Source organism: Brachybacterium sp. (genome assembly GCF_036379615.1).
Lineage (GTDB): Bacteria > Actinomycetota > Actinomycetes > Actinomycetales > Dermabacteraceae > Brachybacterium.
The window spans coordinates 1-26,692 of the sequence record NZ_DASVGJ010000073.1; the positions used below are offsets into that span (position 1 = coordinate 1).

The following is a 26,692-nucleotide window of genomic DNA, read 5'->3' on the forward strand; positions in this document are numbered from 1 at the left end:
CCCCGCCCGGGGGGGCCGCTTCCGTATGCTCGACGTGGCCGGCGCCGCACCCGCTCGGGCGCGCCATGTCCGCTCGAGCGGCAGCGCCGCGCTGAGACACGTCAAGACCCCTGAGACGCTCTGCCAGCGGTGACCCGCCACGACGGCCGGGAAGAGCGACACGGCGCAAGGAGCGAGCATGCCGGAGCACACGACCGGGGCCGGCCCTGCGGTCGACGCCCCCGGGGGCCGTCTGCTGGCCGAGGGAACCCTGGGGCACATGCCGGCCTATGGCCCAGCGCACCTGAGCATGCTCGCGCTGCTCGTGATCGCAGCCCTCGCGCTGACCCTCTGGGCACGGCGCGCAGACGGCGCCCAGGTGGACCGGATCCTGCGGGGCGCCGGCTGGGTGCTGCTGGTCAACTCCGTGCTCTGGACGGCGTGGGGGTTCATGCCCTGGGCGTGGAACATCGACGAGTCCCTGCCGCTGCACTACTCCGATGCGCTGCGATTCATCATCCCGATCGCCCTGATCACCCGGGCGCCCTGGGCGATCGTGGTGAGCTGGTTCTGGGGGCTCACCCTGAACATGCAGTCGGTCCTCACCCCTGATGTGAACTACTTCGTGTGGATTCCCCTGGAGTTCATCGAGTACTGGATCGCGCACCTCAGCGGCGTGCTCGCCCCCGTCGTCCTGACCTGGGGACTGCGTCTGCATCCCACCTGGCGCGGCTATGGGGTCGCCTACGCGGCCACTGTGGGATGGGCGCTGATCGCGATCACCGGCAATGCGCTGACCGGCGCGAACTACGGCTACCTCAACCGGGCGCCGAACGGCCCCTCGATCCTTGACCTGCTCGGTCCATGGCCCCAGTACCTGCTGGTCGAAGCGGTGCTGATCGGCGTGGTGTGGGCCCTGATGACGTTGCCGTGGGCCCTGCTCGATGAACGCCGCGGTGCTCACCGCGTGGGTCGGGGCGGCCTGCTGAGACGGCCCGTCCTCCCTCAGGCCAGCAGCTCCACCTCGGCCAGCCGCAGCGGTCCCTCGGAGGTCACCACCACCAGCCGGTGATGCGTGCAGGGCCGCGGAGAAGCGATCTCGAAGGGCCTGGTCTGCCGGCGCCAGCGGAAGCGCTGACCGGACCGCTCGTCGAGCGTCTCCCAGCGGTGACCGTCCTCGGAGCCCTCCAGCCGCCAGGCGATCGGGTCCGCGCCGGGACCGACCGAGGAGGTCAGGGTGAGGAAGCGAGCCTGCTGCGGCTCGCCCAGCTCCGGCAGGTCGATCACGGCCTCCGCGCGCGGGAACTCCCGCTCGGTGCGGGAGTCGTCGTCCTGCAGCGGGTTCGCGGGGTCGGCGGCGAACAGATCCCGCAGCGGCTGCGGCTGCTCGCCGGGCGGTGTGAGCGAGGGCGGGACCCCGCCCCAGCCACCGGGCTCTGCGCCGAGGCGCATGTGGAGACGACCGTGCAGGTCGGAATGGTCGATCCAGGAGTCCTCGTGGGCCCGACCCTCGACGGTCATGCCCGTGATGCAGACGTCATCAGGACCCTCCGCCTCCGCGGTCACGGAGAACGGCGCGCCGCCGAGCGGGTGCACGCTCACCCGGGGGAAGAGCGGTGCCACCAGGTGGTAACGGCTGGTGCCCAGCTGCAGCGGGTAGAGGCCCAGCGCCGTCAGCAGCCACCAGGCGCTCATCTCTCCGTTGTCCTCGTCGCCGGGATAGCCCTGACCGATCTGCTCGCCGACGAACAGCCGACGCTGGACCTCCCGCACGATCCGCGAGGCCTCCTCAGGAGCACCCGCGTGATGGAAGAGGAAGGGGATGTGGTGCGAGGGCTGGTTCGACATGCCGAACTGCCCCATCCGCACCGCCCGCGCCTCGAGCATCTCGTGGATGACGTGGCCGTAGGTCCCCTTGAGATCCGCCTGCTCGGGGGTCGCGAAGAACTCCTCGAGCCGCCCCCGCAGCATCTCGCGGCCGCCGTACAGCGCGGCCAGGCCCTCTCCGTCGTGCGGGACGTGGAAGGCGAAGTTCCAGCCGTCGGTCTCGGTGAAGTCGCCGCCCCATACCCGCGGGTCGAACTCCTCCGGGCTCTGCGCGAAACCGCCGTCCCGTCGGCGCCCCTGGAAGAACTCGATCGCGGGGTCGAACAGCAGCGGGTAGTTCCGGCTGCGGGCCCGCAGATAGTTCGCCTCCTCCTGCAGCTGCGCGGCACCGGGCGCATCGCCCTCCTTCGCAGCGCGGTCCGAGAGCAGCTCGGCCTGGGCGGCGAGGCCGACGTCGTTGATGTGGGCCTCGAGCGCCCAGGAGACGGACTCCGGGGTGTCTGTGTCGACGTAGCCGGTGAAGACGGCCCGGTCATTGCCCTTGCGGCCCACCTCCTGGATCGGCGGGGTGACGGTGGCATTGCGCAGTCCGGCCTCGTACGCGGAGACGGGATCCGGCAGCGGCACGCCCTTGACCTGGAGATCCGCGAAGGCGATGTCGCTGCTGGTGCCGGTCATGCAGTCCGCATAGCCCGGCGAGGACCAGCGGGCGATCCAGCCGCCCTCGCGGTACTGCTGCACGAACCCGTCGGCGAGCTCCGCCGCGCGCTTCGGATACAGCAGCGCATAGGCGGGCCAGGCGGTGCGGTAGGTGTCCCAGAACCCATGGTTGACGTAGAGGGTGCCGGGGACGACCTGCGCATCGGTGCGATGGTCGGTGGCCTCGCCCTTGGGCGGCAACACCGGGCTGGCGTGCACGGGCTCGGGCCGGGCGCTCGTGCCCGCGTTCTCCCAGTGGGAGTTCGGGTAGAGGTTCAGGCGGTAGAGGTTCCCGTAGAGGGTGCGCCGCTGCGGCGGGGTGGCATCGGGGGCCTCGATCACCTGAAGCCGTTCGGTCCAGGCGGCGTGCGCGGCGGTGCGGATCTCCTGAAAGGAGCGCCCCTCGAGCTCCTGGGCGAAGGTGCGCCGCGCCTGGGTGAGCCCGAGATAGCTGGTGACCAGGCGCACCGTCACCCGCCGTGTGCCGGGGGCGAAGGAGAGCACGCTGCCGGTGCTTCCCTCGCGGGCCTGCTCCACGAACACCGGCGCCGGCTCCACCTGGGCCAGCACGTACATCCGGGTCGCCCCCTCGCTGCGCGCCTCTCCCGGTGCGGTCGAGGAGTCGACCCAGGCGTGCACCCGGCCGTCGAACACGGCGCCGGCGGCATCGATCCGGGAGTGCTGGTCCACCCCCTCGAGCAGCAGATGGCCCGCATCGTCACCGGCCGGCAGGTCGATCTCGTAGATCGCGCCGTGGTCCGTCGGAGCGAGGCGCAGGGAGAGGTCGCCGTCGAGCGCGACCTCGTACAGGTCCGGCCGCGCCGTCTCGCGGTCATGGTCGAAGCCGCGCGACCGCGCCTCCGGGCCGGTCTCGGGAGAGGCGCCCAGCAGCGGCATCAGCATGAACTGGTTCCGGTCCCCCATCCAGGGACTGGGCTGGTGGGAGATCGCCATGCCCTGCAGGCGGGGCCGGTTGTCGGGGCCGTTGGCCCGGTGGTACTCGTAGACCCAGCGCCGGGTGCGGGCGTCGGTCGCCGGGGTGAACAGGGCGAAGCCGTTGGGCAGCCCCGTCAACGGCAGCGTGTTCCCGCGGGAGAAGTCGCCGGAGGCATTGCTGCCGCGGCGGGTGTCGACCCACGCCACCGGGTCCGTCAGCGGCGGGTCCGCGGGGAGCGGTGCGAGGTACGGTCCGTCGATCCAGCCGGTAAGCGTGGCGGGCTCCGCTCTTCGACCCTCGTCATCGAGCAGATCGGCGTCCGGATCCTCGGGGAGGTCGAGGACCAGAAGCACCTCCGTGATCGTGCGACCGACGATCCCGCGGAGATCGACCTGGATCTCGTTCCACTGATCCGGGAACAGGATCCTGCCCTCCCCGAAACCGCGCGCAGTCGCCGGGGTCCCGTACTGGTCCTGCGGGTCGTGGGCGGACAGCCGGCTCCCGTCCTCGAGCACCAGATCGACCCCGACGAAGGTCGCACCCCAGGTCAAGGCCGGATCGAGCACCGGGTGCACGAACCAGCGCAGCACCTCACCGGACGCGACGGTGCGTCCGATCAGCTCCTCCCCGCCCGCCACCGCAGGCAGCGCTGCCTCCCCGCTCTCACCGCTCGACGCCGTATAGCGCACGGCCGACGGTGCGAGGAAGCCGGCCCCGTCCTTGCTGGTCGGTGAGCCGACGGGTCCGTTGTCTGCGGTGACGATCATGTCCTCCAGGCTATCGACCGCAGCGGCCCCTCCGTGCGAGGCGTGCCCTGCGTGGACGCCCGTGCGGGATCGGCTGAGCGTGGGGGCTGCTCCGCATCGCAGATCGGGAGCACATACGGGATACTCGGGCCCGTACCTCGTACCTGCTCCGGGAGAAACACATGGTCTACGCACAGCCGCCCCAGGGGCGCCCGATGCCCTCAGCCTCCGGTCGGGCCAAGCGACCGCTGTGGCACTGGCTGCTCCTCGCCGGAGTGGGTCTCCTCGGCCTGGCGGTGGTCGGGGTGTTCGCCGTCTTCATCGCCATCCAGGTGCTGACCCGCGGCAATCCGCAGACGACGCTCGAGGACTTCTACAGCTCCCTCGAGCAGACCGACTGCGAGCTGTTCATGGACTCCACCACCGAGACCTACCGCGAGGCGACGGGCCTGACCAGCTGCTCGATCTTCGAGGAGGCCCTGGGCGGCGTCACCGCGATCGACTACCAGGTCGATGACCGGATCAACCGGCAGGGGTACGCGATCTTCGAGGTCACCGAGACCTACTCGGACAACGGCGAGGAGGTCGAGGTCGAGCTCCGCTACTACGTGCGTCGCATCGACGGCCAGTGGGACCTCGACGGCATCGAGCTGGTGGAGGAGGGCTCGGAGCCGATCACCTGATCGCTCCCCGATCCTCTGACCTGCCCGTCCGGCAGGGTGCCGGAGTCCTCTCGCCGGCAGCCCGTGCCGGAGGCGCCAGCACCGACGGGCAGCGCCTCATCAGGCGGTGCTCTGCGGTGCCGTGCGCCGATGGGTGCGGCACCGTGCCTGATACGACTCGGCCCCGCCCACCTGGGCCGCGGTCGCCTGCAGCGCCGCCGCGCCGTCGGCGATCAACCGGATGTGGAAGGCCGCGTCCGCGCCGCAGACCGTGCACACGGCGGTCAGCTTCACGACCTCCTCCGCCATGGCCATCAGCGTGGGCAGCGGCTCGAACGGCCCACCGTCATAGGTGATGCACAGCCCGGCCACCTCCACCTGCACGCCGGCCGCGAGCAGACCCTCGATCTCGGGCACGATCCGCGGGCCGAAGAACTGCGCCTCGTCGATCGCCACGATGTCGGGCCGCGCGGCCCCGGCGAGGGCACCGAGCCCCGTCGCGTCCTCGAGCATCCGGGCCGGAGTGCTGCGCCCGGCATGCGTGCTCAGCCGGTCCGCTCCACCGCGGGAGTCCAGACGATGCCCGATCACCGCGACCTCGAGCCCTGCCAGCTGCGCTCGATGGACCCTGCGCAGCAGCTCCTCGGACTTCCCGGCGAACATCGGTCCGGCGATCACGTGCAGTCGTCCTGTCTCCATGGAGCGCATGGGCCCACAGTACGCCCGGGGTGCGGAGCGAGGCCACGGGCACGGACGGCTCCACCGGCACCCTGCTCGGTGGAGCGCTACGGTGGGATGATGAGCACTCGGCGCCCTTCTCCCCTGGCCGGCCGCACACCCACCAAGGGCGACCTGGCCGCCTTCGCCGGCCCGGAGCCGGACGCGATCGACGATGTGCTGCCGATCCCCGGTGCGCCGCTGGGACTGCTCATCGTCGGGATCAATCCGGGGCTGTGGACCGCTGCGGTCAACGCCCCGTTCGCCCGTCCCGGCAACCGGTTCTGGCCTTCGCTGCACCGCGCGGGCCTCACCTCGAGGCTGGTCGATGCCTCCCGGGGGCTCCAGGCCGAGGACGAGGAGGATCTGCACGAGCGCGGCATCGGGATCACGAACCTGATCGGTCGCGCCACGGTGCGGGCCGACGAACTGGGCCGCGAGGAGCTGCAGGAGGCAGGGGCGCACCTCATCGACCGTCTGCCGCGGCTGCGGCCACGGACCGTCGCGATCGCCGGGATCACGGCGTTCCGCCTCGCCTACTCGCTGCCGAAGGCGCGGCTGGGGCTCCAGGACCCTGCCACGATCCCCGGCTGGCCCGAGGAGGTGGCGCTCTGGGTGGTGCCGCAGCCCAGCGGGCTGAACGCGCATGCGAACGTGGAGTCGCTCGCCGCGACCTGGCGCGAGGTCGCGCACTCCGCAGGTGTCCGATACCGGAACGAGGAGTGACCGCCGCCTGACGGGCCGAGGGCGGCGAGCGGAAGCCCCCGACGTGCGCCGCCGGGGGCGTGGGAGATGTCCTAAGGTGCGATGAACAGGCCCGGGACCCCGCCGCGGAGGCGGGAGCAGGTCCCCTCCCTCCCTCTCCGAAGGAGCCCGCGGTGAGCCGCAGCGAACGCCCCGAATCCCCTGATGATCACCAGCGGTTCTCGCTGAACGAGGACTGGGCAGCGACGCTCGTGGGCCTGGTCATCTTCGCCGCCTGCATGCTCGGCCTGCTCTCCCCGGACCTGCTCCCGTGAGCGCCACGGAACGCACGGCCGACGGCACGGCGAACGGGCGGGCGGGCGAGAGCAGCCCCGCCACCGCCGTGGACGGCGAGCACGGCGCACCCACCGGGAGCCCGGACGCGCGCACCGGAGGTGCCGCCCTCTGGACCGTCGCCGGGCTCGTGATCGTGGTGCTCCTGGCCTGGCTGGTCATGGTGCTGACCGATCTGGTGCCCGCGGTCACCGAGGGCACCGGCTTCGGGCAGGTCGCCAAGAGCATCGAGTACCCGGTCTACGCGATCGCTCTCGGGTTCGCCGGGAACGCGGTGCTGTCGCTGACCGGCGTGCGACAGCGCATGGCGGCCGCCTTCCGCACCGAGTTCTTCATCAAGATCGGCCTGGTGCTGCTGGGCGCCACCGTGAACTTCGCCGTGGTGGTGCGCGCGGCCGGTCCCGCGGTGCTGCAGGCGATCCTCCTGATCACCGTGGTCTTCGCTTTCACCTGGTGGTTCGCCGGCGTGCTGGGACTGGACGACAAGCTGCGTGCGCTGCTGGCCACCGCGCTGTCGATCTGCGGGGTCTCCGCGGCGGTCGCCGCGGCCGGGGCGGTGGAGGCGAAGAAGGAGCAGCTCGCCTACACCGCGACCCTGGTGATCGTCTTCGCCGTGCCCTCGATCTTCCTGCTGCCGTGGCTGGCGGGGCTGATGGGCCTCTCCCCCGCCGTGACCGGGGCCTGGATCGGCGGCAACATCGACACCACCGCCGCGGTGACCGCTGCCGGTGCGGTGGCCGGCGAGCAGCCCCTGCAGATCGCCTCGATCGTCAAGGTCACCCAGAACGCGCTGCTCGGCGTGGTCGCCGTGCTGCTGACCCTCTACTTCTCGTTCCGCGCGGCACAGACGGTGGCCGCGGGGTCGGGCGCCGCCGGGTCCGCCGCTGCGGGGTCGGGCGCCGCGTCGGCAGGCGCCGCAGGAACAGGTGCCGCAGCCGGTGGTGCATCGGCCGGGGACGTCCCGGCCAGGGCCCCGCGCTTCGGCGACCGGCGCTCGCTGGCGATGCTGTGGGGTCGGTTCCCGAAGTTCGTGCTGGGGTTCCTGCTCGCCTCCGTGATCGCGACCGTGCTCGCGGAGTCGATGCCCGCCGAGGTGCTGGAGCCCCGGCTGGATACGGCGAAGGAGATCCAGAGCTGGGCGCTGACCCTGGCGTTCGTCTCGATCGGGCTCGAGTTCAACGCGTCGAGCATCCGGGAGTCGGGCTGGAAGCCGATCGTCGTGTTCGCGGCGGCCACGCTGGTGAACCTGGTGGCGGGGCTGGGCCTGGCGCTGCTGCTGTTCCGCGACTTCACCTTCTGACCCCGCCGGGGCGGCGGCGAGATGACCGCGATGCGGACGGACGGTCCCTCACACAGGTTTGGTGAGGCTATCCTTAATCACGCTCGCGGATCGCTGCGGGCAGCCCACCCGTCCCGCCGCCCTGCGGCTTCCCGAAAGGCCCTCCATGGCCCCGCTCTCCCGTCGCGCCTTCGCCGGCTCCGCCGTCACCCTCGCCGCCCTCCTGGCCGGATGCTCCACGGAGGGCTCGTCGACCGGCGCGGAACCGGCGGCCGGCGGCAACGGCGGCGGTGGCAGCGGCGATGGACCGGTGACCGTCGATCATGCCTTCGGAAGCACCGAGCTGCCCGGGACGATCGAGGTCGTCACCACCGTGGCCTGGGCGAACCATGAGGTGCCCCTCGCCCTCGGCGTGGTGCCGGCCGGCATGGCGGCCGCGACCTTCGGCGACGACGACACCGACGGGGTGCTCCCCTGGGTGACGGCCCGGCTCGAGGAGCTCGGCGCCGAACCGCCCGTGCTCTTCGACGAGTCCGACGGCATCGACTTCGAGGGCGTGGCGGACACCGCCCCGGACGTGATCCTGGCCGCCTACTCCGGTCTCACCCAGGAGGACTACGACACCCTCACGGAGATCGCCCCCACCATCCCCTTCCCGGAGGTGGCCTGGGGGACCTCCTGGAGGGACATGATCACCGCCAACGCCGCCGGGATGGGCCGGGCCGACGAGGGCGCCGCCCTGGTCACCGAGCTCGAGGGCGTGATCGAGGAGGCGGTCTCGAAGCACCCGGCGATCGCGGGCCGGAGCGTCATGTTCCTCACCCATGTGGACGCCTCGGATCTCTCGACCGTGAACTTCTACACCGCGCACGACACCCGCACGATGTTCTTCGAGGACCTCGGCATGACCATCGCGCAGAGCGTCCAGGACGCCTCCGCCGAGACCGAGGAGTTCTCCTCCTCGGTCAGCGCCGAGCGGGCGGATCTGTTCGACGACGTCGAGATCATCGTGACCTACGGGGACGAGGCGCTGGTCGCCGCGCTCGAGGCGGATCCGCTGCTGTCCCAGATGCCGGCGGTCAAGAACGGCGCCGTGGTGCACCTGCCCGGGGACAGCCCTCTGGGAACCGCTGCGAACCCGACGCCGCTCGCGATCCCGTACATCCTCGAGGAGTATCTGGTGGAGCTCGAGCGCGCTGCGACGGCATCCGCCTGATCCCCGCCGTTCCGTGACCGCGACCGCTCCCCCGTCGCCCGGACGCACGGCCTCGCTCCTCCGCCGGGCGTCCCGGGTGCGGCTGTCCTGGATGCTCCTGCTCCTCGTGGCGCTGCTCCTGGTCGCCGTCCTCTCGGTGTCCATCGGCTCGCGCGGCGTGACCCCCGGCGACATCCTCGCCGCGCTCGGCGGCTCGACGGAGGGCTTCGGCCCCGCCTCTGTCGCGAAGCGCATACCCCGCACCCTGCTGGCCCTCGCCGCCGGCGCCGCACTGGGCGTCTCCGGAGCCGTGATGCAGGGCGTGACCCGCAATCCGCTCGCCGATCCCGGCATCCTCGGCATCAACACCGGCGCGTCGCTCGCCGTGGTGGTCGGCATCGCCTGGTTCGGCCTCACCGCCGCCTCGTCCTACATCTGGGTCGCGATCCTCGGCGCCGCACTCACCGCCGTGCTGGTCCATACCCTGGGCTCGCTCGGTCACGGCGGGGCCACTCCTCTCAAGCTCGCTCTCGCCGGCGCCGCCACCGGTGCCGCCCTGGCGTCGTTCATCAGCGCCGTGGTGCTTCCCCGCTCGGACATCGGGGACAGCGTGCGCTCCTGGCAGATCGGCGGAGTGGGAGGCGGGACCTATGCCTCCCTCGGGCAGGTGGGTCCGTTCCTCCTCGCCGGAGCGCTGCTGTGCCTGGCGACCGCTCGCGGGTTGAACACCCTCGCCCTCGGGGACGACCTCGCCGCAGGCCTCGGCGAACGGGTCGCCCTCACCCGGGCGGCGGCGGGGCTGGGCGCGGTGGTGCTGTGCGGTGCGGCGACCGCCGTGACGGGACCGATCGGCTTCGTCGGCCTTGTGGTCCCCCATGCCTGTCGCCTGCTGATCGGACCCGACCACCGCTGGCTGCTCCCGTTCAGCGCCCTGGCGGGGGCGGGACTGCTCACCGCCGCCGATGTGCTGGGCCGGATCGTCGCCCGCCCCGACGAGCTCGCCGTCGGCATCGTCACCGCGCTGCTGGGAGCCCCCGTGTTCATCGCCATCGTGCGTCGGCAGCGGATGGCCCATCTGTGAGCGCCGCGAGCACGCTCGAGCGCGTCGCGGCGGTGCGCACGCGCCGCCGACGCCGTACCGCCCTCACCGTCGGCGCTCTCGCCCTCTCGATCCTCGCGGTGTTCTGCCTGACCCTGATGGTCGGGCGCACGTTCTACCCTCCGACGGAGGTGCTCGGGGTCCTGCGGGGCCACGAGGTGCCGGGGGCGAGCTTCACCGTGGGCCGGTTGCGGCTGCCCAGGGCCGTGCTCGCCGTGCTGGCCGGGGCAAGCTTCGGACTGGGCGGAGCGACCTTCCAGAGGCTGCTCCGCAATCCTCTCGCGAGCCCCGACATCATCGGCATCACCTCGGGGGCGAGTGCGGCGGCCGCCTTCGGGATCGTCGTCCTGGGACTGTCGGGAACCGAGGTCTCGCTGCTGGCGATCATCGCCGGCCTGCTGGTGGCACTGGCGATCTATCTGCTCTCCGCCCGCGGCGGCATGGCCGGGACACGGCTGATCCTGGTGGGTATCGGCATCTCGGCGATGCTCACCAGTCTGACGGACTGGGTGCTCTCGACTGCCGGGCAATGGGACCTCCAGGAGGCCCTGCGCTGGCTCACGGGGAGCCTGAACAACTCCTCCTGGGAGCAGGCTCTGCCGGTGCTCGGTTCGCTCGCGGTGCTGGGGCCGGTGCTGCTCTCGCGCTCCGCGGAGCTCGGTGCCACTCAGCTCGGCGAGGATGCCGCGCAGGCCCTCGGGGTGCGGGTGGGCCGGATGCGCCTGGTGGTGGTCATCGCCGCGGTGGGCCTGATCGCCGTCGCCACCGCGGCGTGCGGGCCGATCGCCTTCGTCGCCTTCCTCTCGGGCCCTATCGCCGTGCGGATCACGGGCCCCGGCTCCTCGCCGCTGCTGCCGGCCGCACTCGTCGGTGCGCTGCTCGTGCTGGTCGCCGACCTCGTGGGCCAGTTCGCCACCGGCACGCGCTACCCGGTGGGCGTGGTGACCGGGGTGCTCGGCGCCCCCTTCCTGCTCCACCTCATCATCAGCGTCCACCGTCGAGGGAGTTCCCAGTGACCATCGACCATTCCCTCCGCGTGGAGGACCTCACCCTCGGCTACGGCGAGCGCACCGTGATCGAAGGCCTCGATCTCGAGCTCGTCACGGGAGGCATCACCTCCGTGGTGGGGGCGAACGCCTCGGGGAAATCGACGCTGCTGCGGTCGATGGCGCGGCTGCTCACCCCGCGGCACGGTCAGGTGCTGCTGGACGGCCGGCAGATCCATCATCTGCCCGCCAAGCAGCTCGCCCGCGTCCTGGGGCTGCTCCCCCAGTCCCCGATCACCCCCGAGGGGATCACCGTCGCGGACCTGGTGGGACGTGGCCGCCACCCCCATCAGCGACTCTTCTCGCGCTGGGGAACGGCCGACGACGAAGCGGTCGCCGCGGCGCTCGATGCCACCCGCACCGCCGACCTCGCCGAACGCCCGGTCGACGAGCTCTCCGGCGGTCAGCGCCAGCGGGTGTGGGTCGCGATGGCTCTCGCGCAGGACACGGACCTGCTGCTGCTCGACGAGCCCACCACCTTCCTGGACGTGAGCCACCAGGTCGAGGTGCTCGACCTGCTGACGGATCTGAACCGGGAACGAGGGATCACGGTGGTGATGGTGCTGCACGACCTGAACCTCGCCGCGCGCTACAGCGACCAGCTGGTGATGATCGCCGGCCGCGCGGTGGCCGCCTCGGGTCCACCGGCCGAGGTGCTCACCGCCCAGCGGGTCGAGGAGGTCTTCGGACTGCGCAGCCAGGTCATCACCGACCCGATCTCCGGGACCCCGCTGATGGTGCCGATCGGCAGGCACCACAGCACAGGCCCACCGGCACCCTGACCCACCGGCCCTAGGACGCACCAGCACCCTGACCCGCCAGCCCCTTGACCTGCTGGCCCCGAGCCACCGGCGACTCCCCGGCCCGCTGCAGTCCCTGGACGGCAGTCCGTGATCTGCCGTGATGCTTGCGGCGGCCCGTCCCGCGTGGAAAGGTTGAGCGGACCCAGGCGGGGCGATGACGCCGAGCTGGACGTCCGGTCCCCGCATGCCGAGAACGCTGGAGGTCCCCTGTGAAACTGCCCTGGCTCACGCCCGTCCTCGACCAGACCGGCCCCCTGACGTCGGTTCATCTCGACACCACCCGGACCGACCCGCAGTCCGCCGGCGAGCTCGAGGCGAGGTGGGCGCAGCTGCGCTCGCAGCTCACCGCCGAGGGCGCTCCGCAGCAGCTGCTCGCGCAGATCGAGGAGACGGTGCTCAGCCCCTCGCCCCTCGGCGGGCGCCACGGCCGCTCCGTCTTCGCCTCCGACACCGAGATCCTGGTGGATCGCGTGCTCCCGGCACCGCCGCTGCAGGAGTCCGCGCACCGCGGCGAGTTCCCGCGGCTGCTGCCCTTGCTGCAGCTGATCCCCTTCGCGGTGAGCCAGCTGCTGATCGTGGTGGACCGGGCAGGGGCGGATCTGCATCTGCGCTCCCCGGAGAACCCCTCGATCAGCCATGGTGCCAACGGTCTGGGCGCGGATTCCACGGTCGACGGCGGACACGACGTCCTGCACAAGGTGAGCCTCGGCGGGGGCGCCCAGCACGGCTGGCGGGCCGACAACTACGAGGCCCGGGTCGAGGATTCCTGGGAGCGCAATGCCGATGCCGTCGCCGGGACGGTCGAGAAGATCCTGCGGGAACGCCCGGTGGACATGGTGATGGTCAGCGGAGACGTCCGAGCGCTCGGACTGCTGCGCGAGGCCTTGGGCCGGGAGACCCGTGAGCGCCTGATCGAGGTGCAGGGGGGCAGTCGCGGCGGGGTCCTGGACCGGGGTCCCTTCCGGGAGGAGCTGGACCGCACCACCGAGGACTTCATCGACTCCCGCCAGCATGAGCTCGCGGAGCGGTTCCGGGAGAGTCAGGCCCGCGACGGCGCTTCTGTGGGCGGATCCGCGGAGGTCTGGCAGGCCCTCTCCCGCGGTCAGGTCGAGGAACTCGTCTTCGTCGCCGGCCATGAGCCGGCCGGCATCGAAGAGCTGCTCCGCGGAGCGCTCGCCACCGATGCGTCCCTCTCCGCTCTCCAGGAGGACGCCGACGGGATCCCCGAAGGAGTCGGCGCGCTGCTGCGCTGGAGGGATGAGGCCACCCCGTCCAACCGGGTCGGTTCGATGTCGGGGGATGCCCGCCGGGAGTGACCTCGTCTCCCCGGTCCGCGGGCCGGAGAAGATGCGACCGGCCGGAAGAGATGCGACCGGCCGGAGCCGGGACGGCGCAGGCTCGTCGACCGTTCGGTGGACGTCCTCGACCGCGCCGCCCGAGCGATGCAGGATGGGGGTGCGGCGCCGACGGCCCCGCGGTGTCGACGAGAGCAGGAGGACTCATGCCCGAGGCATGGAGCGAGAAGCGCGAGCGTCAGTACCAGCACATCAAAGACGGCCAGCTGGACAAGGGAGTCTCCGAGGACGAGGCGGAGGAGATCGCCGCCCGCACCGTGAACAAGTCCCGCGCCCAGGAGGGTGAAGCCGAGGAGGCCAGCCGCTCGTCGCTCGAGGACAAGTCACCGTCCGAACGCGGCGGGGAGCGCTCCCACACCGGTGCGCAGGGACGCACCAAGGAGCAGCTCTACCAGGACGCCAGGCGTCAGGACGTCGACGGGCGGTCCAGCATGACCAAGGAGGAACTGCGGGACGCGGTCGAGGACCGATGAGACGCGCGTTCTGAGACAGGCGTCCTGAAACCGGGGCCCGGACGGGCGCCCGGACGGCGGCTCCGCATGGCGGAGAAACTCCTGGCGGGCACCGTCTCCCGAATGGCACGATGCACGGATGGCTGCCGACGATGCACTGACACCGCTCGAGCCCGGCGACCTCGAGGCCCTGGTGGCGCTGGGCGCCGACCATGGGCTCGAGCTCTCCCCGGACACGCTGCGCACCGAGGAGATCGGGCTCGACTTCCGGGTGGCGATCGCGACGGCTGCCGACGGAACGGACTGGGTGCTGCGCATCCCCCGCCGCCCTGACGTGCTGGATCGCGCCTCCGTCGAGGGTCGCCTGCTGTCCTTCCTCCGCCCCCGTCTGGACGTCGCGATCCCGGACTGGCGGATCGTGTCGGACTCGCTGATCGCCTATCCCCTGCTGCCGGGCGTCCCCGGGCTCAGCGTCGGGGCCGATGGCGCCGTGTCGTGGCATCTGGACATCACCTCTCCTGTCCACGCCGCCTCACTGGGACGGACCGTCGCCCAGCTGCACGCCGTCGACCCCGCCGCTGCAGCCGGCACCGGCATCGACTCCCGCTCCCCTGCCGAAGTGCGCGGGGGCTGGCGACGCGACCTCGACCGGGTGGCCGCCGAGTTCGAGATCGCCCCGCGGCTTCGGCAGCGGTGGGACGCCTGGCTGGCCGAGGACGATCTCTGGCCGCAGCACACCGTCCTCACCCACGGCGAGCTCTACCCCGGCCACACCCTGGTCGAGGACGAGCAGATCTCAGGGATCATCGACTGGACCACGGCCACGATCGGCGATCCGGCCAAGGACCTCATGTTCCTTCAGGTCAGTGCCCCCGCGGACGCGTTCGAGGTCGCGGTCCAGGCGTATGAGGCGGCAGGTGGCACCACCTGGCCCCGTCTCGCGGAGCACTGCGCGGAGATGTTCTCGGCCGGGCCCATCGCCTACGGGCTCTTCGCCCTGCAGACCGGCGAGCCGGCCCACCGCGAGGCCGCGAGCGCGGCGCTCAACCCACCCGCCGACCAGTGAGCCGCCCGCCGGCAGCCTGCCGCCAGGCGGCCCCCGTGCAGCCGCCGTGTCACCCCGCAGCGTCTCGCTGAGCGGGCTCTGACCCTGCGCGACAGTGATGTGGCAGACACGGTCGAGCAAACGATCACAAAATCATCACGACACCCACGATCGTTGCCATCATCGCTGGTCAGATGTCCGCACAGGGAGGGGTTGAGCGTCAACACCGCTTCAGGACATGGTCAATTCTGGCCCGTCCCGGCGCGTCACCCCTTGCGTCCGGGGGCCCCGGATCGCCTACGTTGGCCGCCGTTCGTCACGCGAGATACGCGAGATACGCGAAAGGACGGCTGCATGTCCCTCCAGACCACGCACACCCATCGTTCCTCCCGCCCGGCCTCCCTGCGCCGCGGCCTGACCCGCACGGCGGTGACCCTCGCCGGCGGCGCGGTCGTCGCGACCGGCATGCTCGCCACCGGCGGCGCCGCGAACGCTGCGACCGGCTGGGATGACGTCGCCGCCTGCGAGTCCGGCGGCGACTGGTCGATCAACACCGGCAACGGCTACTACGGCGGCCTGCAGTTCTCGCAGCAGACCTGGGAGGGCTTCGGCGGCACCGAGTACGCCTCCAGCGCCGACCAGGCGTCCAAGAGCCAGCAGATCGCCGTGGCAGAGCGCGTCCTGGCCGAGCAGGGTGCAGGCGCCTGGCCGAACTGCGGCTCCGCCCTCAGCGGTGGCGCCGACACCGGCAGCTCCCCGACCCCCGAGCAGGAGGCCCCCGAGCAGGAGGCCCCGGAACAGGACCAGCCGGAGTCCACCGAGAGCCGTCAGTCCGGCCAGCAGGCCAACCGCTCCACCGAGCGCGAGAGCACCGAGCCCCAGGGCGACTGGAGCTGTGACGGCGATGGCATCGCCGACAACTGCGACGAGAACGGCTTCACCAAGGAGACCGAGAAGCCGCAGGAGGAGCCGCAGCAGGCTCCCCAGCAGGAGTCCGCCCCGGCCCCGGAGAAGCCCGCCGGTGAGCCCGGCTCGAAGGCCACCGGTGACCTCTCCGTCGCCGGCACCCTCGAGGTGGACGGCACGATGGGCCCGAAGACCGTCACCGCGCTCCAGGACTGGCTGGGCGTGGAGCAGACCGGTGAGATGAACGAGGAGACGACCCTCGCGCTCCAGGCCTGGGCCAACACCGAGCAGGACGGCAAGATCGGCGAGGACACCGTCGCCGGGCTCCAGCACGAGGTCGGCGCCACCCAGAACGGCTCCGACGAGATCGACGAGGACACCACGGAGGTCCTGCAGGCCTTCCTGAACCTCTACTGATCCCTCCCGGACGCCGCGGCCCTTCGGTCGCCGCTCCCGCGCGGCATCGCCGCACCCTCCCGGACGGCCGGGCCGCCCTCACAGGTGGCCCGGCCGTCCTCGTCGTCCCGGCCCTGCCGTCGTCCCGTCACGCCGTCGCGCGGTCGCGCGGTCGCGCGGTCGCGCGGTCGCGTCACACTGCCCGTGGCCGCCTCGCCCCGTGCACGCCAAGACCGCGTCGGCCGAGCTCGAGGCGGCGGGCTCCGCACCGACGATGACCGCACCCCCGCTCGGACGTGGCAACCCGTGGCAATTCGACTCCCAATGCTCTCTCGCTGACCGAAAGTGAGACAGATCTCTTTCCTCGCGCCCTCTAAGGACTGCAGGTGACGTGGCCATTACCGACGAGTTCGTGATCACAGGACTGGATACGGATCCTGCAACATCTGGCAACAACCACCTCGTCAAGCGGGTGCTGATCAGACTCGACGCACCCGCCGCAGCCGCCCTCGTGGCGACACCTGCGTGACCGAGCCCCGCGCCCCCGGCGCCCGGGTGCTCACGCCCTCAAGGATGAGACCCAAGGAGCACAACGATGAGCACCACCAGCGCGATCCGGGACCCGGGACCGGTGATCCCCTCCGGCGCGCCGCAGCAGACGGCCAATCGGCCGTTCGGCTTCCGGGACAAGATCGGCTACATGTTCGGCGACTGGGGGAACGACTTTACGTTCATCCTGCAGTCCACGTTCTTCATGATCTTCTATACCAACGTGATGGGCATCAGCGCCGCCCACGTGGGCACCCTGCTCTTCGTTGCACGCCTCCTCGATGCCTTCACGGACGTCGGAGCCGGTCGACTTATCGACGTGCTGAAACCGGGCAGATCCGGGCGCTTCAAGCCGTGGCTGCTGCGGATCATGATCCCGGTGACCGTCGCCGCCTTCCTGATGTTCTCGCCGTTCCTGCGGGACGGCATCTACGGGGCGAAGCTGGCATGGATGGTCGTCACCTACATGCTGTGGGGCTCGGTCTTCTACACCTTGATCAACATCCCCTACGGCTCGATGGCCTCGGTCATCTCCAACGATCCCGGCCACCGCGCCTCGCTGTCGGTGTTCCGCTCCCTCGGCGGCACCCTCGCCAACCTCGCCATCTCCGTGCTCCTGCCGCTGATCGTGTTCGTCCAGGTCTCCGGCCAGTCCGAGATGTCCGGCAGCCGGATGATGTGGGCTGCGCTCGGCTGCGGCATCCTCGCCGTCGTCTGCTATCTGCTGTGCTTCGTGAACGTCGAGGAGCGCATCGACACGCCGCCGAAGGCCAAGGATGAGCGCCAGGGTCTGGGTGCCGCCCTCGGCTCGATGATCACCAACCGCGGCCTGACGGGCCTGATCGCCACTGCGCTGCTCATGCTCGTCGCCTTCATGATGCTCGGCGGCATGATGCCGTACATGCTCAACGAGTACTTCAACAACGGCCAGCTGCTGAGCGTCGTGAACTTCGTGGGCCTCGCCCCGACCCTGCTGCTCGTCCCGGTGGCCTCCAAGCTCGCCAAGACCTTCGGGAAGAAGGAGGTCGGCGCCGTCGGCCTCACGCTCGGCGTCTTCTCCGGCGTGCTGCTCTTCGTGATCCGCACCGACAGCCCGTACGTGTTCATGGTTGGCTATGCGCTGCTGATGCTCGGCGTCGCCGCGCTGAACATCCTCATCTGGGCATTCATCACTGACGTGATTGACCTCCAGGAGATCCGCACCGGAGAGCGTAACGACGCCACCGTGTACGGCATGTACTCGTGGTCCCGGAAGCTGGGTCAGGCGATCGCCGGTGGCCTGACCGGCTGGGCGCTGGGCTGGATCGGCTATCTGCCCGGCGGCGTCGACCAGGAGCAGTCGGTCCTCGAGGGCATCTACACCCTGGGCACGCTGGTCCCGGCACTCCTGCTGCTGGCCTCCCTGCTGGCGCTGGTGTTCTGGTACCCGCTGTCCAAGAAGCGGGTCGACGAGAACGTCGCCCTGCTCGAGGAGCGCCACGCCACGGCCGCCGCGGCCGCCGAACACCCCTGACCCTGCAGGCCCCGGCCGGTGTCCCGGAAGCGGGTCCGCCGGCCGTTGTAGGGTCGACGGAGGCCGGGAAACGCATTCCGTGCCCGCCTCCCCGCACTCCCACCCCGCCTCCCCGTCCCGGGGCAGCGCGTCCTCACCATCAGAACGGAGACACCATGTCGGAGAAGCCAGAGAAGACCGTCCGTCTCGGAATCATCGGACTCGGCGCGCAGGGCGGCATGTATGCCGGCCTCCTCGCGGACGGCAAGGTCGCGGGCATGACCCTCGGCGCCATCGCGGACACCGATCCCGCCAAGAAGGACGCCGCCGCCGAGAAGCACCCGGACGTCCACTTCTACGACGACTATCTCGCGATGCTCGATTCCGGCGACGTCGACGCCGTGGTCACCACCGTGCCGCACTTCGACCACGCGGGGATGACCATCACCGCGATCGGCAAGGGCATCCACACCCTCACCGAGAAGCCGGCCGGCGTGTACACCAAGCAGGTCGAGGAGATGAACGCCTTCGCGGCGGAGCACCCCGAGACCACCTTCGCGATCATGTTCAACCAGCGCACCAACCCGGTCTACACCGACCTCAAGGCCCTCATCGCCTCCGGTGAGCTCGGGAAGCTGCGCCACACCTCCTGGATCATCACCAACTGGTGGCGCCCGCAGGCCTACTACGACCAGTCGGCATGGCGCGCGACCTGGGGCGGCGAGGGCGGCGGCGTCCTGGTCAACCAGGCCCCCCACCAGCTGGACCTCTGGCAGTGGCTGTGCGGCACTCCGAAGAGGGTGTTCGCGAAGCTCGCCTTCGGCTTCCAGCGCGACATCGCCACCGAGGACGAGGTCAACGCGGTGGTCGACTTCGGCGACGGCGCCACCGGCAGCTTCATCACCTCGACGAACGACATCATCGGCACCGACCGCCTGGAGATGCTGTTCGACAAGGGCAAGATCGTGGTGGACGGCTCCAAGAAGGTCACCATCACGCGCCTGAAGCAGGACGAGCGCTCGCTCTCGGACACCATGTCCACCGAGGACGTGGGCCGACTGTTCAGGGGCAAGATCGACACGTCCGAGCTGTACGAGACCGAGGTCAAGGAGTACGAGTCGGCCTGGGGCCAGCAGCACATCGCCGTCCTGACCAACTTCGCGGCGCACATCAACGATGGCACCCCGCTGATCGCCGATGGCGCCGAGGGCATCAACGGCGTGCGTCTGGCCTCCGGCATGCAGCTGTCGGCCTGGACCGGCCGCGAGATCGACCTGGTCGACTACCCCGCCGAGGAGTACCTCACCGAGCTGAACCAGCGCATCGAGGCCGAGGGCACGTTCCCGACCCGCAGCTGATCACCTCCGCGCACGACCCGGCGCCGACAGCTCGTCGGCCCGGGTCGTGCCGCACCCGGTCGGCGTCATGGCCGACCACCTGGCCGGCGCCGCTGCCGACTGCCCGGCCGGCGCCGCTGCCGACCGTCCGGCCGGCACCGCCCTCGGCCCCCTCCGCTCGCACCCCGGAGCCGCACCACGGCTCCTCCCCCACTTCGAAGGAGAACCACCATGCCCGTCCTCGGACTCCAGCTCATGATGCTCAAGGACCAGATCAACGAGCAGGGGATGTATGACGTCCTGCGCCAGGTGCGCGAGCTCGACATCGACGCTGTCGAGGTCTCCCAGGTCGAGATGACCGACGAGCTCATCGACGACCTGGTGCGGGGCAAGACCGATTTCGGTGTCGAGACCGCCGCGATGAGCGCCTCGATCGAGCCCGGCGGCAACGGCTTCGCCCTCTCCACCGAGTTCGACCGCGCCGTCGAAGCCTGCCAGAGGACAGACTCCCGCTTCCTGCGCATCGGCATGATGCCCTTCAAGGCGATGACCTCGAAGCCCGCCGTCGAGGAGTGGGCCGCCTCGGTGGAGCCCTACGCCGCCCGCCTTGCGGAGCAGGGCATCACGCTGTGCTACCACAACCACCACGTGGACCTCATCCAGTTCGACGGCGAGCGGATCTTCGACATCGTGCGCCGGGTCGCCCCGTCGCTGCTGTTCGAGGTGGACCTGCACTGGGTCCAGCGCGGCGGCATGGCTCCGCTGGACATGCTCGAGGCATACTCCGGCGCCTGCAAGCTCATCCACGTCAAGGACTTCCGAGTCGCCCCGCTCCCCACGGATGTCTACGCGAAGTTCGAGGCGAAGGAGATCGACATGAAGGAGTTCTACGGAGCCTTCCTGTCGCTCGGCCAGTTCGCCGAGGTGGGCCAGGGCAACATGAACTGGCCCGCGCTGCTCCCCGCTGCGGAGAAGGCCGGCGCCGAGTACTTCCTCATCGAGCAGGACGACACCTACGGCCGCGACCCGATCGACTGCATCCGAGAGTCCCGCGAGTACCTGAGGTCCATCGGGTACTGAGCGCTCGGGCCGACGCCGGCCGGCTGGCACCTTCCCTTCCAGCCCGCGTTGCCCGGTCGGTTCCAGACTCCACCGTGACCCCGACGCCCGGCGCATCGTGCTCCCGCGCGATGCGTCGCGCGTCGGGCGTGAGACGGGTGGCGAGCACACGGCGAGCGGCCGACGGACGGCTGCAGGCGAACGACGAGCGGCCAGCGGACGGCCAACGACGATTGTCTGGATCTGAACCACGTCGAGCGCCGATCCGGTTCACGTCAACGCAATGGCCGTCGCCCCTCGCGCAACGGCACAGCGGGCGGCCACCGGTCCGTGCAGATCGGTACGGGACTCGCGCATCCGTCCGCGCTCGTGGATCCGCCGGCACCCGCTCGGCGGCTCAGCGCACGGTCGGCGAGCGCTGCAGGTAGGTGCGGATCTCGCGGATCTGCGCGGTCTTCGTCGTGCCGGCGAAACGCAGCACGTGACAGAAGTCCACCCGCTGACCGTCCCCCTCCAGAGAGCCGTCGCACGCGGCGAGGCGGCCGTGGTTCAGGACGGTGAGGATCTCTCCTCGCGCCGCGACGAAGGGCGGCGGGACGATCCCCTCGGGTGCCGGGGCGTCCTCGCCGACGAGGTGCCAGGTGGCGTCCTCGCGCAGCCACTCGCGCACGGCGCCCTCCTCCCCCGCCGCCCAGGCCGTCACGATGTCGGCCACGATCGCCATCCGGGGCGAGTTGCCGCAGTCCTCGGGGATCCTCATCTCCATGGCTCGACACCCTAGAGGCGGACCGCCCCGTCTCGCACGTGAAGCGGTCGAGATGCCCGCTTGCGCTTGACGCGACGTCAAGCGACAGGATGGAGCATGCACCGATCGCAGCAGGGTGTCGCGACGGGGAGAGGAACCGGCATGAGCACACAGGAATGGTCGATGCAGGAGGTCGTCAGGACCACCGGCACGACCAGCCGCACTCTGCGCCACTACCAGCAGACGGGCCTGCTGCGACCCTCTCGCACCGGGCACGGCGGACTGCGGTACTACGACCGGGACGGTCTGCTGCGCCTGCAGCGGATCCTCGTGCTGCGCGAGCTGGGGCTCGGGCTGCCGGAGATCGGCCGGGTGCTCACGGAGCAGGTCGACGTCGCGTCCTCGCTGAGGGAGCACGCCGAACAGCTTCAGCGCGAGCAGCAGCGGCTCAGCCGCATCGTCGATTCGGTGCATTCCACGATCAGGATTCTCGAGACAGGAGGAGATCTCATGGCGAACACGATGTTCGACGGATTCGACCACACGCAGTACAAGGACGAGGTCGAGGAGCGGTGGGGCGCGCAGGCGCACGCCGACTCCGACAGGTGGTGGCGCTCGCTGAGCGACACCGAGAAGCAGGAGTTCCAGCACCGGATCGACGAGCTGGTGGCCGGCTTCGCCGACGCCTCGGCGAGGGAGCTCCCCGTCGAGGACGAGCAGGTCCAGGCCCTCACCGGACGGCTGCACGAATGGGTGAGCGCCGGGTGGGGCGGACAGCGCCCCGGGCCCGACGCCTTCGTGGGCCTCGGCGACATGTATGTCGCCGACCCCCGCTTCGGGAAGACCTTCTCGGAGGACGGGCGGGAGTTCGCCGCCTACGTCCGGGACGCGATGACGGTCTACGCGCTCGCGCACCTGGAGTAGACGAGGGCTCTGCGCATCCCAGGCGGGTTCGGTGGCAGCAGCCGCCGGGCCCGCCATCGGCGCGCCGGGTCCCGGTCGGGCCACGCCGGTGCGTGAAGCAGGTCTCGGCCGGATCTCCACGTCACAGATGCCCTCTGACCGGCGAGAACACTCTCGCCTGACCGTCAGCTGGACGGAGCCGCAACAGCGTTCCAGGTTTCGGCGCGTAGCGTCGCCCGCGCCAACGACCACAGGAGGCACAGTGAAGGTTCCCAGTCAGCGGACACTCCGGCGAGCTCTCGCCGCCCTCACGTTCAGCGCGGCGATCGCGCTGACCGGATGCAGCGGCGACCAGGCCGGCACCTCGGGCGCGAGCGACGGCGGCGGACAGCCGGCGGCGAGTGAGGGAGGGCAGGCCCCCGCCGCGAGCGACGGCGGCGGTCAGCAGGCGCCCCAGGCACCGCAGGCGGACGTCTCCGACGTGCCCGAGGTCGTCGCCGAGATCAACGGCGAGAAGATCACCAAGGAGGAGTTCGTCCCGGTCTACGAGTCCCAGCTCCAGCAGGCCGCGATGCAGCAGCAGAGCACCGGCCAGGAGGTGGACCAGACCGAGATGAAGTCACAGGTCGCCAACCAGCTCGTGGACAACCGCCTGCTGCTGCAGGGTGCGACGGACGCCGGCATCGAGCCCACGCGGGCGGACGTCGACGCGACGCTCGAGGAGATCGCCGGGCAGAACGGGCTGGGATCCGCCGACGAGGTGGTGACCACGCTCGAGCAGCAGGGCATGAGCGAGGAGGACGTCCGCAAGGACGCCGCCTCGCAGTTCAAGCTCACCACCTTCATCGAGCAGGAGGCGGACATCAAGGAGCCCAGCGACAAGGAGCTGAAGACGCAGTACGACCAGATGGTCGAGCAGCAGTCCCAGGCCGGCGGTCAGCAGGCGCAGGTGCCCCCCTTCGAGGAGGTGAAGGACCAGCTCGCACAGCAGTCCGTCACCCAGCAGCAGAACGAGGCGGCGACCACGATCGCCGCCGAGCTGCGTGAGTCAGGGGACGTCACCGTCCACCTCTGAGCATTTCCCTGAGGAGCACTCCTCCGCTGATCGCTGTCCCGCCGAGCACTCCCCCGCTCCGCGGCGCACAGCGCGACGGCCGGGTCACCCTTCAGGGCGACCCGGCCGTCGTCATGCGTGGGCCCGCTGGCTGGTGGGCAGGTCCGCGCGGTGGGCCGTCCGCGGGGCGGCCCGTCGGCGCGGTGGGCCCGCCGACGGGTGCACGTGGGCCCTCCGACGGACGCGCCATGCGCCGCGCTCAGAGGTCGCGGCGTGTCCGCTGGCGCACCGCGGCACGCACCGAGAGGGCGATCACACCGAACAGCAGCAGGTAGATCACGATCGTGATCGGGCTGGAGACCAGCACCCGGGGATCCCCGACCGAGGAGAGCAGCGCGTCACGCAGCGAGGACTCCGCGAGCGGGCCGAGCACCATGCCGATCATCAGCGGCGCGACGGGATAGTCGTAGCGCCGCATCAGGAAGCCGATCACACCGATGACCAGCAGCAGCACCAGATCGAAGACCGCCCCGGAGATCGCCCAGATCCCGAGACCGCAGAACAGGGTGATGCCGCCGTAGAGGTAGGGCTTGGGGATCAGCAGCAGCTTCGCCCACAGCTGGGCGAAGGGAAGGTTGATCACCAGCAGCACGACCATCGCCAGGAAGAAGCTCGCCAGCAGCGGCCACACCAGGTCGCGGCTGTTCTCGAACAGCAGCGGCCCGGGCTGCAGCCCGTACTGGCGGAAGGCGGCGAGCATGATCGCGGCCGTCGCGGAGACGGGCAGGCCCAGTGCCAGCAGCGCACCCATCGCCATGCCGGTGGTGGCATTGCCCGCCGCCTCCGGGGCGGCGAGGCCGCGGATCGCGCCCTTGCCGAACATCGGCTTCTTGCGACGTCGGTCCAGACGCCGCTCCGCCTCATAGGCCAGGAAGGTGGGGACCTCGGCGCCGCCGGCGGGGATCACACCGAACGGCAGCCCGATCACCGTGCCCCGGCCCCAGGCGGGCGCCGCCTCGACGAACTCCTTCCGACTGAGGAAGGCGCCTCCGCCCCCGGCCCGCACGCGCAGGTCCTGCCGGTCGCGGCGCACGCGGGAGGCGACGAACAGCACCTCGCCCAGAGCGAGCACGGCGACCGTGACGGTGACCAGGGAGATCCCGTCGAACAGCTGCGGCGATCCCAGGGTGAAGCGCGGCAGTCCGGTGACGCCGTCGGTGCCGATCACGGTGATGCCGATGCCGAGCACCAGAGCAGCGAGGCCCTTGAGGACGTTGTCGGCGACCACCGAGGAGGTGGCGACGAAGGCGAACAGCGCCAGGGCGAAGAACTCCGGCGGGCCGAAGCTGGAGGACAGCGCCACGAGGGTCGGCGCGAGGAAGACGACCAGGATCGAGGCGATCATGCCGCCCACGAACGCCCCGATCGCAGCGGTGGCCAGCGCCTGCGGCGCCCGGCCGGCATTGGCCATCTTGTGCCCCTCGAAGGTGGAGGCGATGGCGGAGGCCTGTCCGGGGGTGTTCAGCAGGATCGCCATGGTCGAGTCGCCGAACAGGCCACCGAAGTACACGCCGGCGAACAGGATGAACGCCGCCGTGGGCTCGAGGGCGAAGGTCATCGGCAGCAGCAGCGCCACCGCCATCGAGGAGCCGAGTCCGGGCAGCACGCCGACGGCGGTGCCGAGCAGGCAGCCGACGACCACCCACAGGAGGTTCATCGGGGTGAGGGCTCCCGCGAAGCCCTGCATGAGCAGGTCGAGCTGTTCCATCAGAACCCTCCTCCCAGGATGCCCGACGGCAGTATCAGGCCCAGCCCGCTGCCGAAGATCAGATAGATGACCGAGCTGAGGAAGAGCGCGATCAGGATGTCGAAGAGCGGGCGGCGGGAGCCGAACCCGTGAGCGGCGCACCAGAACAGCAGCGCCCCGGCGAGGATCCACCCCAGCCACGGCATGAGCAGCGCGAAGGCGAGGAAGCCGCCGGCCACCCAGCCCAGGGCGGCGAAGTCGGAGTGGGTGCGGTAGCGGCGCCCGGAGGTCTCGGTGACCGGTTCGGGGGTGCGCAGCACGCCGAGGGCGAGCAGCACCGCCAGCACCATGCCGATCGCCCCGAGGAGCACGGGGAAGAAGCGGGGGCCGGGGAAGTCCGCATCATCGGCGGGAAGCAGCCCGGCACCGATGAGCAGGAACAGGCTGAACGCGGCGAGCAGGCCCGGCATCAGCAGTGCGGAGCGTCCGTGCCAGAAACCGTGCTGCCCGGTCCCGGGGGCGGGAGCGTCTGCGCTGCTGTCGCCGCCGCTGGTCGCGAGGGCGGCGTCAGCGGTGGCCGGCTCGGGGAGCGCGGGGTCCCCGGGGGCGCGGTTCTCGGCGCTCATCCGTTGATCTCCTCGAACAGTCCGGCGATCCGCTCGGTCTCGTCGGCCACGTACTGCACCAGTTCTTCGCTGCCCAGGGGGACTTCCTCCCAGTAGTACCGCTGCACGGCGTCCTTCCATTCGGGGGTCGCGACCGCCTCGGTGATCAGCTCCTCGAGGTCGGCGATGTCCTCCGGGCTCACGCCGGGGGGCGCGAACAGGGCGCGCCAGTTGGTGAGGGTCACGTCGTACCCGAGCTCGGGCAGGGTGGGGATGTCGATGCCGTCCAGGGGCTCGGGGGCGACCACGCCCAGTCCGCGCAGGCGCCCGGACTGGATCTGCGGGTACATGTCCGCGAAGCCCCCGGCCGTGGCCTGGGCGGTGCCGTTGAGCAGTGCCTGGATCGCCTCCCCGCCGCCGTCCGAGGAGATGTAGGTGGTCTCCTTGGGGGCGATGCCGGCGGCGAGCGCGAGGTCCGTCATCACCAGCTGGTCGAAGGAGCCGCCGCCGGTCCATGCCATCGCGGGCGGGTCCTCGGCCCAGGCCTCGATCAGGGAGTCCAGGTCCTGGTGCGGAGACTCCGCCGGCACGGTGACCAGGGCGTACTCCTCGACGACGCGGGCGACGGGAGTGACGTCGGTGAGCACGGCCTCGGTGCCGAACTGGATCTGCGCCGCGATCTGGCCGGTGCCCCCGACCATGAGGTTGTTGGGGGCCGTCAGCTGGCTGAGGCTGCCCACCGCGATGGTGCCGCCGGCTCCGGGGATGTTCACCACCTGCACATTGCCCACCAGGCTGTTGGAGCGCATGGTCTGCTGCAGCTCGCGCTGGAAGGCGTCCCAGCCGCCGCCGGCCGCGGCCGGTGCGATGAGGGTCAGGTTCGAGCGCACATTGGTGCCGCCGGCGGCGGCGCGGATGGACTGCGCGGCAGCGATGCCGATCACCGGGACGGCGAGCACGCCGAAGCCGATGCTGAGGGCTCGGCGGCGGGTGGGATTCGGTGTGGGCCGGGGCGGTTCC

25 protein-coding genes are annotated in these 26,692 nt (G+C 70.9%); 19 read left to right on the forward strand and 6 right to left on the reverse strand.

Going from position 1 to position 26,692, the window contains the following annotated elements; genetic code table 11:
* Window positions 1-178: 178 nt before the first annotated feature.
* Window positions 179-1,051, forward strand: a complete 873-nt coding sequence (locus VF289_RS17330; protein WP_330885329.1) for a TIGR02206 family membrane protein — start codon at window positions 179-181, stop codon at window positions 1,049-1,051.
* On the opposite strand, the gene VF289_RS17335 is transcribed toward VF289_RS17330, so the two are convergent.
* Complete coding sequence (locus tag VF289_RS17335) at window positions 985-4,209, reverse strand: GH92 family glycosyl hydrolase (RefSeq protein WP_330885331.1); 3,225 nt, start codon at window positions 4,207-4,209, stop codon at window positions 985-987. The genes VF289_RS17330 and VF289_RS17335 overlap by 67 nt on opposite strands.
* Window positions 4,210-4,403: 194 nt before the next feature.
* Between VF289_RS17335 and VF289_RS17340 the strand changes: the two genes are divergently transcribed.
* A complete protein-coding gene (locus tag VF289_RS17340; protein ID WP_330885333.1) occupies window positions 4,404-4,871 on the forward strand; it encodes a hypothetical protein in 468 nt (155 codons plus the stop codon).
* Between the two features lie 99 nt (window positions 4,872-4,970).
* Here VF289_RS17340 and VF289_RS17345 read toward each other — a convergent pair whose 3' ends face one another.
* Window positions 4,971-5,558 (reverse strand): thymidine kinase, encoded by a 588-nt coding sequence (locus VF289_RS17345; protein ID WP_330885335.1) that lies wholly within the window; start codon window positions 5,556-5,558, stop codon window positions 4,971-4,973.
* A gap of 90 nt (window positions 5,559-5,648) precedes the next feature.
* Here VF289_RS17345 and VF289_RS17350 point away from each other — a divergent pair, with 90 nt between their 5' ends.
* The 15 genes from VF289_RS17350 to VF289_RS17420 all read left to right on the forward strand — a co-directional run bounded on the left by VF289_RS17350 (window position 5,649) and on the right by VF289_RS17420 (window position 20,639).
* Window positions 5,649-6,293, forward strand: coding sequence for a mismatch-specific DNA-glycosylase (locus VF289_RS17350; RefSeq protein WP_330885337.1), 645 nt, complete (start codon window positions 5,649-5,651; stop codon window positions 6,291-6,293).
* 152 nt (window positions 6,294-6,445) lie between these two features.
* On the forward strand, window positions 6,446-6,586 hold the full coding sequence (locus VF289_RS17355; RefSeq protein ID WP_330885339.1) for a hypothetical protein: 141 nt from the start codon (window positions 6,446-6,448) through the stop codon (window positions 6,584-6,586).
* Complete coding sequence (locus tag VF289_RS17360; protein WP_330885341.1) at window positions 6,583-7,905, forward strand: YeiH family protein; 1,323 nt, start codon at window positions 6,583-6,585, stop codon at window positions 7,903-7,905. The genes VF289_RS17355 and VF289_RS17360 overlap by 4 nt, the downstream gene beginning before the upstream one ends.
* A gap of 145 nt (window positions 7,906-8,050) precedes the next feature.
* On the forward strand, window positions 8,051-9,100 hold the full coding sequence (locus tag VF289_RS17365; RefSeq protein WP_330885343.1) for an iron-siderophore ABC transporter substrate-binding protein: 1,050 nt from the start codon (window positions 8,051-8,053) through the stop codon (window positions 9,098-9,100).
* A gap of 91 nt (window positions 9,101-9,191) precedes the next feature.
* Complete coding sequence (locus tag VF289_RS17370; RefSeq protein ID WP_330885345.1) at window positions 9,192-10,160, forward strand: iron ABC transporter permease; 969 nt, start codon at window positions 9,192-9,194, stop codon at window positions 10,158-10,160.
* The gene (locus VF289_RS17375) at window positions 10,157-11,194 is read left to right on the forward strand and encodes a FecCD family ABC transporter permease (RefSeq protein WP_330885347.1); all 1,038 of its coding nucleotides are present in this window, start codon (window positions 10,157-10,159) and stop codon (window positions 11,192-11,194) included. Before VF289_RS17370 ends, VF289_RS17375 begins: the two co-directional genes overlap by 4 nt.
* Window positions 11,191-12,006 (forward strand): ABC transporter ATP-binding protein, encoded by an 816-nt coding sequence (locus tag VF289_RS17380; protein WP_330885349.1) that lies wholly within the window; start codon window positions 11,191-11,193, stop codon window positions 12,004-12,006. Before VF289_RS17375 ends, VF289_RS17380 begins: the two co-directional genes overlap by 4 nt.
* 230 nt (window positions 12,007-12,236) lie before the next feature.
* Window positions 12,237-13,343 carry a hypothetical protein gene (locus tag VF289_RS17385; RefSeq protein ID WP_330885351.1) on the forward strand — a complete coding sequence of 369 codons (1,107 nt, stop codon included), beginning with the start codon at window positions 12,237-12,239 and terminating at the stop codon, window positions 13,341-13,343.
* Between the two features lie 185 nt (window positions 13,344-13,528).
* Window positions 13,529-13,855 carry a plasmid stabilization protein gene (locus VF289_RS17390; protein ID WP_330885353.1) on the forward strand — a complete coding sequence of 109 codons (327 nt, stop codon included), beginning with the start codon at window positions 13,529-13,531 and terminating at the stop codon, window positions 13,853-13,855.
* 118 nt (window positions 13,856-13,973) lie between these two features.
* The gene (locus VF289_RS17395) at window positions 13,974-14,900 is read left to right on the forward strand and encodes a macrolide 2'-phosphotransferase (protein ID WP_330885355.1); all 927 of its coding nucleotides are present in this window, start codon (window positions 13,974-13,976) and stop codon (window positions 14,898-14,900) included.
* A gap of 333 nt (window positions 14,901-15,233) precedes the next feature.
* A complete protein-coding gene (locus VF289_RS17400) occupies window positions 15,234-16,202 on the forward strand; it encodes a transglycosylase family protein (protein WP_330885357.1) in 969 nt (322 codons plus the stop codon).
* Window positions 16,203-16,572: 370 nt separating this feature from the next.
* On the forward strand, window positions 16,573-16,710 hold the full coding sequence (locus VF289_RS17405) for a hypothetical protein (RefSeq protein WP_330885359.1): 138 nt from the start codon (window positions 16,573-16,575) through the stop codon (window positions 16,708-16,710).
* 66 nt (window positions 16,711-16,776) lie between these two features.
* Window positions 16,777-18,243, forward strand: coding sequence for a glycoside-pentoside-hexuronide (GPH):cation symporter (locus VF289_RS17410; RefSeq protein WP_330885361.1), 1,467 nt, complete (start codon window positions 16,777-16,779; stop codon window positions 18,241-18,243).
* A gap of 155 nt (window positions 18,244-18,398) precedes the next feature.
* Entirely contained in the window at window positions 18,399-19,580 is a 1,182-nt protein-coding gene (locus VF289_RS17415; RefSeq protein WP_330885364.1) for a Gfo/Idh/MocA family oxidoreductase, read from the forward strand.
* Between the two features lie 210 nt (window positions 19,581-19,790).
* Window positions 19,791-20,639 (forward strand): sugar phosphate isomerase/epimerase, encoded by an 849-nt coding sequence (locus VF289_RS17420; RefSeq protein ID WP_330885366.1) that lies wholly within the window; start codon window positions 19,791-19,793, stop codon window positions 20,637-20,639.
* Window positions 20,640-21,015: 376 nt separating this feature from the next.
* Here the strand turns inward: VF289_RS17420 and VF289_RS17425 are convergent, their stop codons facing one another.
* Window positions 21,016-21,384: a nuclear transport factor 2 family protein gene (locus tag VF289_RS17425; RefSeq protein ID WP_330885368.1), complete on the reverse strand. Its 369-nt coding sequence runs from the start codon at window positions 21,382-21,384 to the stop codon at window positions 21,016-21,018.
* A 141-nt stretch (window positions 21,385-21,525) separates the two neighbouring features.
* Between VF289_RS17425 and VF289_RS17430 the strand changes: the two genes are divergently transcribed.
* A complete protein-coding gene (locus tag VF289_RS17430) occupies window positions 21,526-22,287 on the forward strand; it encodes a MerR family transcriptional regulator (protein ID WP_330885370.1) in 762 nt (253 codons plus the stop codon).
* 241 nt (window positions 22,288-22,528) lie between these two features.
* On the forward strand, window positions 22,529-23,341 hold the full coding sequence (locus tag VF289_RS17435) for a SurA N-terminal domain-containing protein (RefSeq protein ID WP_330885372.1): 813 nt from the start codon (window positions 22,529-22,531) through the stop codon (window positions 23,339-23,341).
* A 238-nt stretch (window positions 23,342-23,579) separates the two neighbouring features.
* On the opposite strand, the gene VF289_RS17440 is transcribed toward VF289_RS17435, so the two are convergent.
* From VF289_RS17440 to VF289_RS17450, 3 genes are read right to left on the reverse strand one after another with little or no spacing between them, the layout of a single operon-like run.
* Window positions 23,580-25,088 (reverse strand): tripartite tricarboxylate transporter permease, encoded by a 1,509-nt coding sequence (locus VF289_RS17440; RefSeq protein ID WP_330885374.1) that lies wholly within the window; start codon window positions 25,086-25,088, stop codon window positions 23,580-23,582.
* Window positions 25,088-25,693 (reverse strand): tripartite tricarboxylate transporter TctB family protein, encoded by a 606-nt coding sequence (locus VF289_RS17445; RefSeq protein WP_330885376.1) that lies wholly within the window; start codon window positions 25,691-25,693, stop codon window positions 25,088-25,090. The genes VF289_RS17440 and VF289_RS17445 overlap by 1 nt, the downstream gene beginning before the upstream one ends.
* The gene (locus tag VF289_RS17450) at window positions 25,690-26,631 is read right to left on the reverse strand and encodes a tripartite tricarboxylate transporter substrate binding protein (RefSeq protein ID WP_414644522.1); all 942 of its coding nucleotides are present in this window, start codon (window positions 26,629-26,631) and stop codon (window positions 25,690-25,692) included. Before VF289_RS17450 ends, VF289_RS17445 begins: the two co-directional genes overlap by 4 nt.
* Window positions 26,632-26,692: the final 61 nt, after the last annotated feature.